The 14,687-nt window shown below is 71.8% G+C and carries 14 protein-coding genes, 1 pseudogene and 1 riboswitch; of the genes and pseudogenes, 6 read left to right on the top strand and 9 right to left on the bottom strand.

Annotation, left to right across the window (positions count from 1 at the left end; all coding sequences use genetic code 11):
- Positions 1-35: 35 nt before the first annotated feature.
- Positions 36-1,079 (bottom strand): LacI family DNA-binding transcriptional regulator, encoded by a 1,044-nt coding sequence (locus HP507_RS15985; RefSeq protein ID WP_175352773.1) that lies wholly within the window; start codon positions 1,077-1,079, stop codon positions 36-38.
- On the bottom strand, positions 1,058-3,118 hold the full coding sequence (locus HP507_RS15980) for an aldo/keto reductase (protein WP_175352772.1): 2,061 nt from the start codon (positions 3,116-3,118) through the stop codon (positions 1,058-1,060). The genes HP507_RS15985 and HP507_RS15980 overlap by 22 nt, the downstream gene beginning before the upstream one ends.
- Positions 3,119-3,301: 183 nt before the next feature.
- On the opposite strand from HP507_RS15980, the gene HP507_RS15975 reads away from it, so the two are divergent.
- From HP507_RS15975 to HP507_RS15955, 5 genes are all read left to right on the top strand, one after another.
- Positions 3,302-4,612 carry an ABC transporter substrate-binding protein gene (locus tag HP507_RS15975; protein WP_271207237.1) on the top strand — a complete coding sequence of 437 codons (1,311 nt, stop codon included), beginning with the start codon at positions 3,302-3,304 and terminating at the stop codon, positions 4,610-4,612.
- On the top strand, positions 4,609-5,643 hold the full coding sequence (locus tag HP507_RS15970) for a carbohydrate ABC transporter permease (RefSeq protein ID WP_175352771.1): 1,035 nt from the start codon (positions 4,609-4,611) through the stop codon (positions 5,641-5,643). The genes HP507_RS15975 and HP507_RS15970 overlap by 4 nt, the downstream gene beginning before the upstream one ends.
- Positions 5,640-6,554, top strand: coding sequence for a carbohydrate ABC transporter permease (locus tag HP507_RS15965; RefSeq protein WP_175352770.1), 915 nt, complete (start codon positions 5,640-5,642; stop codon positions 6,552-6,554). Before HP507_RS15970 ends, HP507_RS15965 begins: the two co-directional genes overlap by 4 nt.
- A gap of 61 nt (positions 6,555-6,615) precedes the next feature.
- Positions 6,616-7,164: a TetR/AcrR family transcriptional regulator gene (locus HP507_RS15960; RefSeq protein ID WP_175352769.1), complete on the top strand. Its 549-nt coding sequence runs from the start codon at positions 6,616-6,618 to the stop codon at positions 7,162-7,164.
- A 66-nt stretch (positions 7,165-7,230) separates the two neighbouring features.
- Entirely contained in the window at positions 7,231-7,401 is a 171-nt protein-coding gene (locus HP507_RS15955; RefSeq protein ID WP_175352768.1) for a hypothetical protein, read from the top strand.
- Between the two features lie 77 nt (positions 7,402-7,478).
- Here the strand turns inward: HP507_RS15955 and ribH are convergent, their stop codons facing one another.
- The 5 genes and pseudogenes from ribH to HP507_RS15930 form a co-directional block, all read right to left on the bottom strand.
- Positions 7,479-7,958, bottom strand: a complete 480-nt coding sequence (gene ribH / locus HP507_RS15950) for a 6,7-dimethyl-8-ribityllumazine synthase (protein ID WP_175352767.1) — start codon at positions 7,956-7,958, stop codon at positions 7,479-7,481.
- Positions 7,959-7,975: 17 nt separating this feature from the next.
- A pseudogene (gene ribB / locus HP507_RS15945) lies at positions 7,976-8,653 on the bottom strand (3,4-dihydroxy-2-butanone-4-phosphate synthase); the annotation flags it as partial.
- Positions 8,654-8,703: 50 nt separating this feature from the next.
- Positions 8,704-9,357 (bottom strand): riboflavin synthase, encoded by a 654-nt coding sequence (locus tag HP507_RS15940; RefSeq protein ID WP_175352765.1) that lies wholly within the window; start codon positions 9,355-9,357, stop codon positions 8,704-8,706.
- Positions 9,358-9,448: 91 nt separating this feature from the next.
- Positions 9,449-9,582: riboswitch (FMN riboswitch) on the bottom strand.
- A gap of 162 nt (positions 9,583-9,744) precedes the next feature.
- Positions 9,745-11,544, bottom strand: coding sequence for a chaplin family protein (locus HP507_RS15935; RefSeq protein ID WP_175352764.1), 1,800 nt, complete (start codon positions 11,542-11,544; stop codon positions 9,745-9,747).
- Positions 11,545-11,633: 89 nt separating this feature from the next.
- Positions 11,634-12,896 (bottom strand): hypothetical protein, encoded by a 1,263-nt coding sequence (locus tag HP507_RS15930; protein ID WP_175352763.1) that lies wholly within the window; start codon positions 12,894-12,896, stop codon positions 11,634-11,636.
- Positions 12,897-13,007: 111 nt separating this feature from the next.
- Between HP507_RS15930 and HP507_RS15925 the strand changes: the two genes are divergently transcribed.
- Positions 13,008-13,439, top strand: coding sequence for a GNAT family N-acetyltransferase (locus tag HP507_RS15925; protein ID WP_175352762.1), 432 nt, complete (start codon positions 13,008-13,010; stop codon positions 13,437-13,439).
- A gap of 34 nt (positions 13,440-13,473) precedes the next feature.
- On the opposite strand, the gene HP507_RS18470 is transcribed toward HP507_RS15925, so the two are convergent.
- Both HP507_RS18470 and HP507_RS18230 read right to left on the bottom strand, forming a co-directional pair.
- Complete coding sequence (locus HP507_RS18470) at positions 13,474-14,001, bottom strand: Lrp/AsnC family transcriptional regulator (protein ID WP_175352761.1); 528 nt, start codon at positions 13,999-14,001, stop codon at positions 13,474-13,476.
- 27 nt (positions 14,002-14,028) lie between these two features.
- Positions 14,029-14,613, bottom strand: coding sequence for a TetR/AcrR family transcriptional regulator (locus tag HP507_RS18230; protein ID WP_175352760.1), 585 nt, complete (start codon positions 14,611-14,613; stop codon positions 14,029-14,031).
- Between the last annotated feature and the right edge of the window lie 74 nt (positions 14,614-14,687).

Below are 14,687 nucleotides of genomic sequence, written 5' to 3'. Positions count from 1 at the left end.
GCCGCCCGGTAGGCGCGTCGCCGCCGAGCGTCGCGCTACGCCGACTCGCGCAGGAGCAGGCTGTGTCGCACCGTCCGCTGCACTGCAGCGCCCTGGCGGGGCAGCGCACCCGACAGCATGCCGAGCGCGAGGTCGAGCGCCTCGCGCGCGACGGCGTCGAGGTCCACCGCGAGGGTCGTCAGCGTCGGTGCGACGAGCGAGCCGAGGGGCAGCCCGTCCACCCCGACGACGCGGACGTCTCCGGGGACGTCCACCCCGGCGCGACGGCAGGCCTGCAGCACACCGAGCGCCATCACGTCGTTGAACGCCAGGATCGCGTCGAGTCGACGCTTCCGCGCCAGGATCCGGACCGTCTCCTCGGCGCCGCACTCGGCCGTACCGTGCTCCGCGTGCACGAGTTCCGGGAGGTAGCCGCGGCGCTGGAGGGCGTCCATCATGAGCACGCCGCGGACGCTGGTGTGCTCCGGCGACGAGTTGTCGAGCACGACGGGATGCCGCACGCCCGTCGCCACCAGATGGTCGGCGAGGACCTCGATCGCGTCCGCGGGGTCGATCCAGACGGCTGCGGTCGGCGGCTCGGCGTACGGGTCGAGCTCCACCATCGGCACCGTGCCGAGGAGCTCGTTCCACCGCTCCCGGCGCGAACCGAGGTACCCGATGACCACGTCGGTCTGCGCCCCGAGCGCCTGGACCATCCGGTCGGCGTCGCTCGCCAGGTCGACGTCGGCGAGCATGACGTTCCACCCCTGCTCGGCCGCGAGCCGGAAGACCGCGGACGCGAGCTGCGGCGTGTAGGGGTTCCGCAGGTCGTTCACGACGAGTCCGAGCTGGTGGTCGCCGCCGGTGACCAGTCCGCGACCGAACCGCGAGGGGCGGTAGTCGAGCCGTTCGGCCTCGGCGAGGACCCGCTGCTTCGTCGCCGCACTGATGCCGGACATGCCGTTCATCGCCCGGGTGACGGTCTGCCGGGACACCCCGGCGGCCGCGGCGACGTCGAGGATCGTCGCCCGGCCGCCGGGGCTGCTGCTCGCGGGGAGCGGGTCCGGGTGCTGGGGCGTCAGTCGCGGAGGTCCAGCCATGCCACCTGTTCGGGAGTGAGGTCGACGGAGAGACCCGTCATGGAGGAACGGGCTTCCGCGATCGTACGCGGTCCGAAGAGCGGGAAGGTCGGGAACGGCTGGTTCAGGACGTAGGCGAGCGCGATCGCCGTGGCCGGCACGCCGAACCGCTCGCCGAGCTCGGACGCGCGACGGAGGCGCTCGAAGTTCTCGTCGCTGTAGTAGCAGCGGACGAGCTCGGCGTCGCTGGTGTCCTCCGGCTTCGCCCGGCCGGTGAAGAACCCGCGCGCCTGCGAGGACCACGGCAGCAGGGGCACCTGACGTTCCTCGAGCCACTGCTTCGACGCGGCGTCGGTCGCGTGCCGGCACCCCGCCCACGGCACGTCGTACGCCTCGGCGAGGCCGAAGTGGTTGCTGAGGACCTCGAACTCGTGCCTGCCGTTGGCACGGGCGTACTCGTTCGCCTCGTCGAAGCGCGCCGTGCTCCAGTTCGACCCGCCGTACACGCGGATGCGGCCGGCGCGACGGTGCTCGTCGAGGACGTCGACGAACTCCCCCACGGGGACGTCCTCGTCGTCGCGGTGCATCATGTAGATGTCCGCGTAGTCGGTGCCCTGGCGCTCGAGGCTCTCGAGCAGCTGTCGGCTGAGCGACTCCGGGTCGCAGTAGGGCGTGTGCGCGCCCTTCGTGATGACCACCACGTCCTCGCGGACCCCGCGGTTCCGGATCCACGTGCCGAGCCGCCCCTCGAGCACGCCGCCGCCGTAGATGTACCCGGTGTCGAAGACGTTGCCGCCCTGCTCGACGAACAGGTCGAAGATCGCGCTGGCGTGCGCGAGGTCGGGCTGGTTGTCGACGCCCATGACGAGCCGGGACATCCGTTTCCCGACGCCCGCGATCTCGCCGTACCGCATCGGGACGTCGGTCCGCTCTGGTTCGCGTGCGGCGACGACGAGCGGTCGGCCGCTGACCGTCGGGATGTCGGCGGTCTCGGCCTCGAACGGGAAGCGCAGGCCGATCGCGGCGCGCCAGCGGTCCAGCGTGCGAGCTGCGGCGAGCGACTCGTCGAGGGTCATCTGCGGCGCGTCGACCCTGCGGTCGGCGAGGGCCGCGGTGGTGGCGTCGGCCTCGAGCGCGTAGGGGTGCGCCCCCGCGAAGGACAGCGCGCGCGGCTCCTCGTCGACGGTGTGGACCTCGATCGTGGGCTCCTCGCCGAGCGTCCACGGGTCGGTGAGCGTGATCTTCCCGGTCGTGCCGTACACCACGACCGCGTTCTCGTCCTGGACGCGGACACCGGTGCGGACACTGGCGGTGATGCCCGGCGTGTACGTCAGGTGCGCGACGGTCCACTCGTCGACGCCCGTCGGCCCGAGCGTCCCCGTGGCGGTGAGCTCGGTCGGCTCCGCGGCGGCCACCCCGGTCGCGGCCTGGACGATCGCCGCCGCCATCGTCACCGGGTAGCCGCCGACGTCGAGGATGCCCCCACCGGCGGTGTCGACGTCGAAGAGACGCCCGGTCCGGTCACCGGAGCGGAACGCGAACGAGGCGTCGACGTGCGTCACGGCGCCGATCGAGCCCTGGCGGACGAGGTCCAGCAGTGCCGCGGTCTGCGGGTGGAAGCGGTACATGTACGCCTCGACGAGCGGCAGGCCGGCCTGGCGCGCGGCATCGGCGAGCGCCATCGCGGTGCCGTGGTTCGGCGACAGCGGCTTCTCGCACAGGACGGCCTTGCCCGCCTCGAGCGCGGCGAGCACGAGCGCGGCGTGACCGGTGTGCACCGTCGAGACGTACACGGCGTCCACGCTGGGGTCGGCGAGGGCGTCGGCGTAGGAGACCGCGGCGACGTCGGCGAACCCGTGCTCGACGGCGTCCGCGGCGAAGGCCCGCGCGCGGTCCGGCGAGGAGCTCCCGGCCGCGACGATGGTCGCGCCGACACCGCTCGCCGGCAGCTGGGAGAGGAAGCGGCGGGCGATGCCGCCGGGGCCGAGGACGGCCCAGCCGGGGGCGTCGTGGCGGCCGGTCGTGCTGTTGCCGGTGGTGGGCGCGGTCTGCGCTGACATGCGGATCCCTATCGTGTCGTGAACCTTCACGGTCGTGACGAACGTAATGCCCTCGGAGCAGCACTGCAACGATCCTGGTGCTTGACACGGCGTGTCGGTGCGGGCAGGCTCTGAGCCACTTCGTGAGCGTTCACGGTCGAACGCTCCAGGTATCCCGATCTCAACGACGAGAGCAGGTACTCCGTGACAGCAGCACCATCGATCAGTCTCAGCCGGCGGGGGTTCCTCGCCGGCGCAGGCGCCCTCGGCGCCCTCGCCACGACGGCGCTCCTCACCGGGTGCTCCACCGGCACCGCCATCTCCAAGGACCCCGACGAACTGGTCCTCTGGTACTGGAACCGTTCCCTCGACCCGAAGTTCCTGAAGCAGGCCGCCGGTGGGATCAGCGGCCACGAGCCCATGCGGCTCAGGCCCGACCTCATCGGCGGCGCGTCCTACGACACGAAGTTCCGGACGGCCCTCGCCGGCAACGCGTTCATCCCCGACGTGCTCATGGTCAACTCGAACTGCTGGCTGTACTTCCCCGACGAGGACCTCTTCACCGACTTCGACGACCACGGCGGTGCGTCGAAGAAGGGCGAGTACTACGACTGGAAGCTCGCGCTCGGGCGGACTCCGAGCGGTCGGCAGTGCTTCTGGCCCGTGGACACCGGCCCGACCGGGTTCTTCTACCGGCAGGACGTGCTCGCGAAGGCCGGGCTGCCCACGGACCCGGACGAGGTCGCCGACGCGATCACGACCTGGGACGACTTCCGGACGTTCGGCGCGAAGATCCGCAAGGGTGCCGGGTCGGCGACCGTGATCACGGCGAACCAGCTCTTCACCCAGTACATCGCCGCGAGCCCCACGCGGTACTTCGACCGCGACGACCAGCCGGTGTTCGAGCGCAGCGACAGCTCGGTGCGGCAGGCGTGGGAGAACGCCGTCGCGTGCGTGCGCTCCGGCCTGACCGGCAACCTGCAGTCCGGCACCGACCAGAACGCGGGCTGGGTCTCCGGCCGGGTCGCCGGGCAGATCGAGGGCGCCTGGTGGACCCAGGTCATCCACGACACCGCTCCCGCCGCGGCCGGGAAGTGGCGGATCGCGCGGCAGCCGGAGCGACCCGGGAACAGCGGCGGCTCCTTCCTCGCCGTCCCGAAGTCCTCCAAGGACCCCGCTGCGGCTGCGGCGTTCGCGCAGTGGATCACCTCCCCCGAGGTGCAGTCGCACACGTACAACGACGTCCAGCTGTTCCCCTCCACGCCCGCGTCGTTCGACAACGGCCTCATGCGGAACCCTGGGAACTACTTCGGCGACCAGGACCCGCTCGGGTTCTTCAACGCCTCGGCGATGGACGTCCCGGTGACGTACATCTCGAACTCCGAACGGTTCATCGGCGCCTTCACCACCGAGATCACCAACGTCGAGGCAGCGGGGAAGGACCCCGACCGCGCCTGGCAGGACGCCGTCGACCAGACCAACCGGGTCCTCGAGAAGCGCGGGGTCCGGGCATGAGCACCAAGCAGGCACCACGGACCACGAGCATCCCCGCCGTCGTCGGCACCCCCACCTCGTCCATCACCACGGCCGCCACCGGGAAGCGCTTCGGCCTTCGCCGGTTCTGGCCGCAGTACGTCGCGATCGCACCGTTCTACGTGCTGTTCCTCGTGTTCGGCCTGTTCCCGATCGTGTTCTCGATCGTCCTGTCGTTCACCGACTGGGACGGCATCGGCTCGCCCGCGTTCGTCGGACTCGCGCAGTACCAGTACCTGCTCGGCGACCCGCGGTTCTGGAACGCCGTCTCGAACACCTTCCTCATCTGGATCATGTCCACGATCCCGATGCTGTTCCTGGCGCTCGTCCTCGCGTTCCTGCTGCACGGCGACATCCGCGCGAAGGGCTTCTACCGAGTGGCCTTCTTCATCCCCAACGTCACGAGCATGGTCGCGATGGCCATCGTGTTCGGGTCGGTGTTCTCCGACGGCTTCGGCCTCGTCAACGCCGCGATGCGTGCTCTCGGTGCCGACCCGGTCGGCTGGCTGTCGTCCTACTGGGGCATCAAGGTCACGATCTCGGTGATGGTGATCTGGCGCTGGACCGGGTACAACGCGATCATCTACCTCGCGGGGTTGCAGTCGATCTCGACGGAGCTGTACGACGCCGCGAAGGTCGACGGCGCGAACACCTGGCAGATCTTCTCCCGGATCACGGTCCCCCTCCTCCGGCCCGTCATCCTGTTCACCGTCATCACGTCGACCATCGGTGGACTCGGGCTCTTCACCGAGCCGCAGATCCTCTTCAACGGGCAGGCCGTCGGCGGTCCGGACGAGGCCGGCATGACGATCGTGCTCTACCAGTACGAGCAGGCGTTCAACCAGTTCGACTTCGGGTACGGGTCGGCGATCGCCTGGGTGCTGTTCATCTTCTCCGTGGTCTTCGCGATCATCAACTGGCGCCTCCTCAGCGAACGCGACGGCCTGAAGACACCGAGACGGCTGCGCGCACCGCGCACGACCCGCACGAGCGCGAAGGGGGTCGACGCATGACCGCGACGCCGACCACGACGACCACCAACACCGCCGCAGCGCTCGGACGACCGGGTGCCGCGGGCAACGACCGCGGCCACGGGTTCCGGCGCGGATGGGTGGGGACGGCCGTCACGCACCTCTGCCTGATCGTCGGCGTGGTGCTGTCGATCTTCCCGTTCTACTGGTTGCTCGTGATGTCGACCTCGACGAACGCGGAGATCTTCGGGTACCCGCCGTCGCTGTGGTTCGGCGGCAACGCCATGGCGAACGTCGCGTCGGTGTTCAGCAACGTCGACATGCTCCGCGCCCTGCTCAACACGGTGATCGTGTCGGGCGGCACGGCCGTCCTCGTGATGGTGTTCGACTCCCTGGCGGCGTTCGCGTTCGCGAAGTACGAGTTCCCGTTCAAGCGGACCCTGTTCACGGTGATGCTCGCGACGTTCCTCGTGCCGGGCAGCCTGTCGCTCGTGCCGAGCTTCGTGCTCATGGCGAAGCTCGGGTGGATCGGCGGGCTGCAGGCGCTCATCGTCCCCGGCGCGGCGAACGCGTTCGGCATCTTCCTGCTGCGGCAGTTCGCGACCGGCTCGATCCCGAACGAGGTGATCGATTCCGCGCGGGTGGACGGTGCCGGGTTCTTCCGCACCTGGTGGTCGATCGCGGTGCCCATGCTCCGCGGCGGCCTCGCGTTCCTCGGCATCTTCACCTTCGTCACGGCCTGGAACGACTACGTGTGGCCGCTGATCGTGCTCATCGACCCGAAGGGGCAGACGCTGCAGGTGGCGCTCGCGGGCCTGAGCTCGGTGAACGCGACGGACCTCGGCGCGGTGATGGCCGGCGCGGTGATCAGCGTGTTCCCGCTCATCGGGGTGTTCATCATCGGTTCGCGGCACTTCATCGCGAACATCGCCGCCGGTGCTCTGAAGGGTTGAGGGTTCGCGGGCAGCAGCGCGTGTCCCGCACTGCTGCCCGCGAATCCCTAGACTCGTGCGCATGGCAAGCGCCCGCGATCGTGTCCTGGACAGCTTCGTCGCCATCGTGTGCGAGGAAGGAGAGCGTCCGGCGACCCTCGACGCCGTGGCCGCCCGCGCCGGCGTGTCGAAGGGCGGACTGCTCTACCACTTCGGGTCGAAGGCGGCGCTGGTCGAGGGGCTCTGCGAGCGACTGTCCGACCTCTCCGCCATCGACGTCGAGCGCATGCGCGAGGCCGAGGACGGCGCGCCGCGCTACTTCGTGCGCAACTGCCAGTTCGTCGGCAGTGAGCTCGACCTCGCCCTCCTGGCAGCGAGCCGTCTGCAGCAGGCGGGCTACGAGGAGGCCGGCCGCACCCTCGACGAGACCGAGAACGCCTGGCTGGCGGCGCTCGTCGACTCGCTCGGTGACGTCCCGACGGCGCAGGCGATCAAGCTCATGGGCGACGGGCTGTACCACGCGGCCTCCCTCGGCGCCGCGAGCGAGGTCCGCCCCGACCGGGCGAGCGTCGACATGGAGCCGCTGCTCGCCGTCGTCGACCGCCTGATCGCCACCAGACCCGGCGCGTGAACGAACATCCCCGCTGCTGGGGATAGACTGGGTCCGATCCACCCGCCTGATTCCGGAGGTACCACTGTGGGCCGCGTCATCGCCGCTGTTTTCTCGATCCTGCTGCTGCTGGTGTCGATGTACCTGTTCGGCTTCGCGTTCCAGGTGAGCTCGGGTCAGGCGTTCATCTTCATGGGCGGTCTCCTGCTCATGTCCCTCTCGTTCTTCCTGCCGATCCACGTGTTCGGCAAGCGGTAGTCACCCACCGCGTCCGAACGGGCCCCGCACCTCTCGAGGTGCGGGGCCCGTTGCGTTTCCCGGGAGGCGCGGGGCGCCTACGCGAGGACGCGCAGCGCGCGCAGGGTCACCGCCGTCGACACCGCCGCGTGCACGGCCTCGGCACCCTTGTCCTCCTTCGACCCCGGCAGCCCGGCGCGGTCGAGCCCCTGCTGCTCGTCGTCCAGCGTGAGCACGCCGAACCCGACGGGCTTCCCGGTGTCGAGCGCCACGCGGGTGAGCCCGCTCGTGGCCGCGTCCGAGACGTACTCGAAGTGGGGTGTGCCGCCGCGGATGATCACGCCGAGGGCGACCGCCGCGTCGAAACCGGCCTCGAGGGCGGCCTTCGCGACGACCGGCAACTCGAAGCTCCCCGGCACCGGGATGACCTCCGCCGACGCCCCGAGCCGCTCGACCTCGCGCTGGGCACCGGCGAGGAGGCCGCCCGCGATCGTGTCGTGCCACCGACCGGCGACGATCGCCACCCGGATCCGGGTCCCGTCGACGTGGTCGCGGTCCGCCGCGCCTGCTCCGCTCATCGTGTCGTTCCTTCCGTGGGCGCGGCCTCGGCCGCTGCCCGGTCTGCCGCGTCGAGCCACTCGACGAGTGCGGCGATGGTGATGACGGGCACGCCCGCGCGTGCCCCGAGTGCGAGAAGTCCCGGCAGGCGCATCATGCCGCCGTCCTCGTCGACGATCTCGCAGATCGCCGCGGCGGGACGCAGTCCGGCGGCGGTGACGAGCTCGATCGCTGCTTCGGTGTGACCCGCACGCTCGCGGACGCCGCCCGGTCGCGCACGCAGGGGCACGACGTGTCCGGGACGGTGCAGGTCGTCGCGGACCGAGGCGGGGTCGGCCAGGACCCGCAGCGTCCGGGCCCGGTCGTGCGCGCTGATGCCGGTGGTCACGCCGGCGGCGGCGTCGACGGTCACGGTGTAGGCCGTGCCGCGGACGTCCTCGTTGTGGGCCACCATCGGCGGGAGGTCGAGCGCGTCCGCGATCTCGATGCTCACCGGGGCGCAGATGAACCCGGACGAGTGGGCCACCGTCCAGGCGATCCACTCGGGGCTCGCGAGTTCGGCGGACAGGATGACGTCGCCCTCGTTCTCACGGTCCTCGTCGTCCGCGACGATGACCGGACGACCGGCAGCGATCGCCGCGACGGCGTCCTCGATGCTCGCCAGGCCGAGTGCACCGGCGGCCGGCGCACCAGCGACCGCGGCCACAGCCGGCACACTCCCGCCGGGCGCTACCGTCTGCGGGACCGAGCCGGTCTCGGCGACCATCACCGCGCCTCCAGACCGGCCGTCTCCAGCGGACGCAGCGCGGCGTCGAGCCGCAGCATCCGCCGGACGTGCCGCGCCAGGACGTCGGTCTCGATGTTCACCCGGTCGCCGGGGACGCGAGTGCCGAGGGTGGTGGCCTCGAGCGTCTCCGGGATGAGGTTCACCTCGAACCAGGCGTCGGCGGGCGGGGTGTCCTCGGCGGACACCGCGCTCACGGTCAGGGAGACGCCGTCGATCGCGACCGAGCCCTTGTCCACGACGAGCGGGCTGAGATCGGGAGCGAGCGAGAAGCGCACGCGCCGCCAGCCGTCGCCGTCCGTCGTCTCGAGCACCGTCGCGGTGCCGTCGACGTGGCCCTGCACGATGTGACCGCCGAGCCGGTCGCCGACCGATGCTGCGCGCTCGAGGTTCAGGCGGTCGCCGACGGCGAGCGAACCGTGCGCGCTCATGTCGAGCGTCTGCTTCATGACGAAGGCCGTGAAGGTCTCCGGGGTCTGCTCGACGACGGTCAGGCAGACGCCGCTCGTCGCGATGGAATCGCCGTGCCGGGCGTCCCCGACCACGAGCGGCCCGTGGACGGTGAGCGCGACGGAGTCGCCGTGCTGCTCGACGGCGGTGACGGTGCCGAGTTCCTCGATGATGCCGGTGAACACTGGTGTCCTCTCAACGGGACTCCGGGGGCGTTCGACGATCGTCGGCATCGACGGACGGGTCGCGTCCAGCTCGTGGTCGCGTCTCGTCCGCCAGCGCTTCCTCCCATCCGGACTCTCACCGTCGGTCCCGGAATCCCACCGGGTCAACCTCTGCCGGGTTCGCACCCGTCATCAGTTCGTGGACTGTCACCACCGGTTCGGAATTGCACCGACCCCGGAGCACTTGCGTAGTCGGAACGATACCCCACACGGACGACGGCGGGATCTCGCCGGTTCGCGGGGCGTCACACAGTGCTCCTCCGGTCCGTGACGAGCCACGGAACCGACGTCGAACCGGGCTGCGCGCCTGGTTCGACGTCGGTCTCGTGGTTCGGTGCGCGCCTGCGGTCAGTGCCGCGTGTGCAGCACCAGCGTTCCCGCCCCGGCGAGGAGCAGCAGCAGCGCGATGCCGGCGGGAACGATCGGCGACGACGCTCCCGTGTAGGCGAGCGCCGGCTGGGTGCTCCACGCGTCGACGGCACGCACGGCGGTCCGGGCGATCGTCGCGATGCCGGCGGTCGTCGCGATGACGGTCCCGGCCCTGGAGGCGCTGGTCGACACCGCCACGTCGGCTCCGGTGACGGGGGTCACGGTTCCGGTCGTGCTGACGTCTCCTGCGCCGATCGCGTCATCGGGGATGGTGGCGTCGCCCGGGGTGGTGCCGTCACCGGGGGTGGTGCCGTCACCAGGGGTGGTGCCGTCACCGGGCGTGGTGGTGGTGCTGGTGCCGTCCCCGACGAGACCGATCCCGTTGCCGCCGATCGTGAGCGGGAGGCTGACGACCGGCGTGACCTGGGTCCCACCCAGGACCGCGCCGTCACCCGAGGTGGTCCCGCCGGTCGTGGTCGTGTCGGTCGTGTCGGTCGCGTCGGTCGTGTCGGTCGCCGAGGTCGCCGAGGTCGTCGACGCCGTGCTCGTACCGTCACCGACGAGGCCGATGCCGTTCCCACCGATGCTCACCGGCAGCGACACCACCGGCGACACCTGCGAACCCGACGCGATCCCGTCCGACCCCGACGTCGTGCCGTCCGCGGCCGGCGTGGTCGCGTCGGTCGTACCCGCCGAACCGTCCGCCGGGGCGGTCGCCCCGGTCGCGTCGCCGTCACCGAGCAGCCCGATGCCGTTGTCCGACACCGTGATCGGCGCCGCGACGACCGGAGCGACCTGCGTGCCCGACGCCGTGCCGTCCGACCCCGAGGTCGTGCCACCCGCCGTGGGCGCGGTCGTGTCGGTCGCCGAGGTCGTCGACGCCGTGCTCGTACCGTCACCGACGAGGCCGATGCCGTTCCCACCGATGCTCACCGGCAGCGACACCACCGGCGACACCTGCGAACCCGACGCGATCCCGTCCGACCCCGAGGTCGTGCCGTCCGCGGCCGGCGTGGTCGCGTCGGTCGAACCGGTCGTACCCGTCGAACCGTCCGCCGGGGCGGTCGCCCCGGTCGCGTCGCCGTCACCGAGCAGCCCGACGCCGTTGTCCGACACCGTGATCGGTGCCGCGACGACCGGAGCGACCTGCGTGCCCGACGCCGTGCCGTCCGACCCCGAGGTCGTCGACGCCGACGACGCCGTGGACCCGGCATCCGCGGTCTGCGCTGCGGCGGGCTCGGACGACACCGCGTCACCGCCCACGGCGATCGCGTTGCCGGAGGCCTCGACCGGTGCGGTCACGTCGCCGACGACCTGGGTGCCCGAAGCGACACCGTCCGAACCCGAGGTGGAGTCAGCGGCGGTCACCGGTGCCGCCTCCTCGGTTGCGGGAGCCGCCGACGCGGGCGCAGCGGCAGCGTCACCGTCGACGGCGATCGCGTTGTCCGAGACCTGCACGGGCGCTGTCACCTCGGGGGCGACCTGCGTGCCCGACGCCGTGCCGTCCGCACCCGAGGTGGACGGGGCAACGGCCGGATCCGTCGCTGCTGCATCGGCCGGCGTCGTAGCACTCGTGGGCGACGACACCGCGTCGCCGAGCACCCCGAGCGCGTCGCCGGTCGCGGACACGGGCGCGTCGATCGACGGCGCCACCTGCGTGCCCGAAGCGGTGCCGTCCGCGCCGGAGGTCGTCGCAGCGTTCGCCGCAGCAGCACCTCCGAGCGTCAGCCCGCCGACGAAGAGGGCGAACCAGAGCCCTCTCGAGACGTACTTGTTCATGGTCGTTTCTTCCTGATCGAGATCGGCGGCCGACCGCGGTGGCGGCGGCCAGTGGTGGGTGCCTGCCGTGCCGGACAGGCGCACCGATCTCAGTCAGGGGCGACGTCGTGCTCGCCGACGATCGACGCGGGGACGGCGTCGTCGGAGAGGTTGCCGCGTGACCCCGCGGCGAGGGAGAACCGGGCGTCGGCCGTGCCGACGGTGCCGACCGCTGGGGCCGAGCCGGCCGAACCGGCAGCGCTGCCGCCGAGTACGCCCGAGCCGGCGCCGTCGACCGCGCCATCGCCGTACCCGGCGCCGTGGCCTTCCGGGACGAGGAGCGCTCGGCCGCCGAACGTGGCGTCCTGCGGCTCGCCGGCCGCGACGATGCCGGTGGTCCCGGCGAGGACGGTCGCGTCCATTCGGGACCCCGTGGCGGAGCGCTCGGCCACCACGCGCGCGTCGTGCGCGCCCGTCGCCGTGGCGAGCGGTGCACTGGGCGTGCCGCCCGCGGGGACCGGGGGGACGTCGACGACGGGATCCGTGCCTCCAGGCAGGACGCCGACGACGGGAGGCACGTCGGTGAGGACGTCCGGCACCGAACCGACGGTCGTCCCGACTGCTCCGAGCGTGTCGTCGACCAGTCCGGTGACCGGACCGGTGACGGAGCCGAGCGTGTCGTCACCGAGGACCGTGCCGACTACCGGAACGGCGCCGACCACCTGGTCGAGTGCGGTGACGACGGCGGTCACGGGACGTGCGCCGGTGAGTGCCCGGACGGTCCCGGTGGCGGGTCGGAGGACGGTGACGAGGGTGTCGGTCGCCGGCCTGGAGGCGCTGCTCGCCCCAGGTGATCCGGCCTGCGCCGCGGGGGTGGTCGGGTCGGGACGGGTGGCTGGTTCCGCGCTGACCGCGGGCGTCTCCGCCACGGGCGCTGCCGTGGCGGGCGTCGAAGGAGCCGGAGCGGCCGGAGCGGCTGCCGAGGGGGCAGGAGCAGCCGGTGCCGGAGCGGGCGCGGTGTGTTCCGGTGCCGAGGCCGGCGTCGCCGGAGCGGGTGCGGGTGCGGGTGCGGGTGCGGGTGCGGGTGCGGCGGCCGCCGGGGCGACGGCCTTCCGCGCGGGCTCGGCGACGCTCTCGACGGTCCGTCCGACACCGCTCGTGAGGCCGTGGACGGTGTCGCCGAGGCCGGCGACCAGCCCTCGGTGCTGCGGCTGCGGCTGCTCCTGGGTCTGCTGCGACTGCGCGGGCGTCGCCGCAGCGGCCGGGCGGGCGCCGATGACCAGCGAGAGCAGCACGAGGCCGGCGACGATGCCGACGCCGAACAGCGCGTACCGGATCACCGCGCGCCACGGTGCGCGCAATGGCTGGTCCATGCGCTCACCTCCCGATCTCGGCTGCGCACGTAGAGTGGTTGGTCGGCACGGTACGCCGCTCCACTCCGGATCGCATCCCGTTTCGGAAGAAATCGTCAGGAAAGGCCGGTCTTGGTCTCGATCTTCAACGCTCCGACTCGCAACCTGGACATCGTCACGCTGCACGAGATCCTCCGCCTCCGGCAGGACGTGTTCGTCGTCGAGCAGGCTTGTGCGTACCCCGACATCGACGGGCGCGACCTCGAACCGGGGACGCTGCAGTTCTGGGCGGGGCAGGGATCCGTGGACGCGACGCTGCGCCTCCTGCGCGAACCGGACGGCACAGAGCGCATCGGCCGGGTGGCGACCGCGAAGGCCGCGCGGGGGCAGGGCCTCTCGTCGCAGCTCATGGAGGCGGCGATCGCCGAGTCACGCTCCGCGCGGATCTCGATCGACGCGCAGGCGTACCTCGAGCAGTGGTACGCCCGGTTCGGGTTCGTGCGCGCGGGTGAGGACTTCCTCGAGGACGGCATCCCGCACGTCCCGATGACCCGCACGCGCTGAGCGCTGCTGGTAGCGGCCGCTCTGCGGGCGCCGGTCAGGCCCGCCACCGGCGGAGCTCGTCGAACGACCGGCCCTGGTGCGACCGCTCCGCGACGAGCCGTTCGAACACGATGTTCGTCTGCGTCGTCGCCACCGACGGGTCCCCGCTGAGCTCGTCGGCCACGAAGTCGCGCAGCTGCTCGGTGGAGGTGCAGGCGATGTGCACGAGGAAGTCCTTGTCCCCCGCCAGGAACGACACGTCCTGCACGACGGGCACGCGGAGCAGGCGCTTCGCGAAGTCCCGCAGCTCGTGCCGAGCGGCGGCGTGCACCCGCACCGAGACCATCGCCTCGATCGCGAACCCGAGCCGGGCGATGTCGACGTCCGCACGGTAGCCGCGGATGACCCCGGCGTCCTCGAGCGCCCGCACCCGGGTCAGGCAGGTCGACGGAGCGATGCCCACGGCGGCGGCGAGCCGGTTGTTCGGGATCCGAGCGTCGGCGGCCAGGGTCCAGAGGATGCGCTCGTCGACCTCGTCGAGGCGCGGGGCGGGCTCGGGGCGGCGGACGGGGCGTTCGGACACGGCTCGACGCTACCGCGACCGACCGGTTCAGCGCGCGGACGAGCCCTCGTCCGCCAGGTCGAACAGACCGCGGAGGGCGTCCTCGAGCGCTCGCGCGACGACCGCGTGCTCCGCGGAGGCCAGCGGCTCCACCTGCGTCGACGTCCGCAGCATCGTCATGCCGAGCACGACGGCGAGCGCGACCTCGGCACGGACGAGCAGCTCGTCGGTGACCTCTCCGCCGACGACGCCGGCGAGGCGTTCGGCGTAGTGCCGGAGCGTCTCGCGGCGGATGGCGTCGGCGCCCTCGTCGCCCGAGGACCGCAGCAGCACCATGAGCTGGATCGAGTCCTCGTCGGTCGGTGACTGCACGACGTGCGCGATGAGGTCCCGCAGGGCTCGCTCGAGGTCCGGCGTCGCCCGCTCCTCCGCGTCGAGGTCCCGCACCACCCGGTCGAGGCACGCCCGGAACAGCCCTTCCTTCGACACGAAGTAGCGGTTGATGAGCGCGACGTTCACCCCGGCGTCGGCAGCGATGTCCCGCACCGTCGTGGCCCGGTAGCCGTCGAACGCGAAGCGGCGGCGCGCGGCCTGCACGAGGAGCAGGCGGGTGGCCTCGGCGTCCTTGCTCATGGTCGAAGCGTACCGGTTCCGCGCTCGATGTAAGCAACTGTTGACATCCGCACGGAACCGCGTACCCTCGTCAA

This window comes from Curtobacterium pusillum (assembly GCF_013359865.1).
Lineage (GTDB): Bacteria > Actinomycetota > Actinomycetes > Actinomycetales > Microbacteriaceae > Curtobacterium > Curtobacterium pusillum.
The sequence above is the reverse complement of the archived record's forward strand: the minus strand, read 5'-3'. Positions and strand labels throughout refer to the sequence as shown.

What these genes read in the sequence shown, in the direction of transcription:
- HP507_RS15970 (WP_175352771.1), top strand. Translation starts at nt 4,609, where the DNA reads ATGAGCACCAAGCAGGCACCACGGACCACGAGCATCCCCGCCGTCGTC.
- HP507_RS18230 (WP_175352760.1), bottom strand. Translation starts at nt 14,613, where the DNA reads ATGAGCAAGGACGCCGAGGCCACCCGCCTGCTCCTCGTGCAGGCCGCG.
- HP507_RS15985 (WP_175352773.1), bottom strand. Translation starts at nt 1,079, where the DNA reads ATGGCTGGACCTCCGCGACTGACGCCCCAGCACCCGGACCCGCTCCCC.
- ribH (WP_175352767.1), bottom strand. Translation starts at nt 7,958, where the DNA reads ATGAGCGGAGCAGGCGCGGCGGACCGCGACCACGTCGACGGGACCCGG.
- HP507_RS15980 (WP_175352772.1), bottom strand. Translation starts at nt 3,118, where the DNA reads ATGTCAGCGCAGACCGCGCCCACCACCGGCAACAGCACGACCGGCCGC.
- HP507_RS15960 (WP_175352769.1), top strand. Translation starts at nt 6,616, where the DNA reads ATGGCAAGCGCCCGCGATCGTGTCCTGGACAGCTTCGTCGCCATCGTG.
- HP507_RS15935 (WP_175352764.1), bottom strand. Translation starts at nt 11,544, where the DNA reads ATGAACAAGTACGTCTCGAGAGGGCTCTGGTTCGCCCTCTTCGTCGGC.
- HP507_RS15965 (WP_175352770.1), top strand. Translation starts at nt 5,640, where the DNA reads ATGACCGCGACGCCGACCACGACGACCACCAACACCGCCGCAGCGCTC.
- HP507_RS15930 (WP_175352763.1), bottom strand. Translation starts at nt 12,896, where the DNA reads ATGGACCAGCCATTGCGCGCACCGTGGCGCGCGGTGATCCGGTACGCG.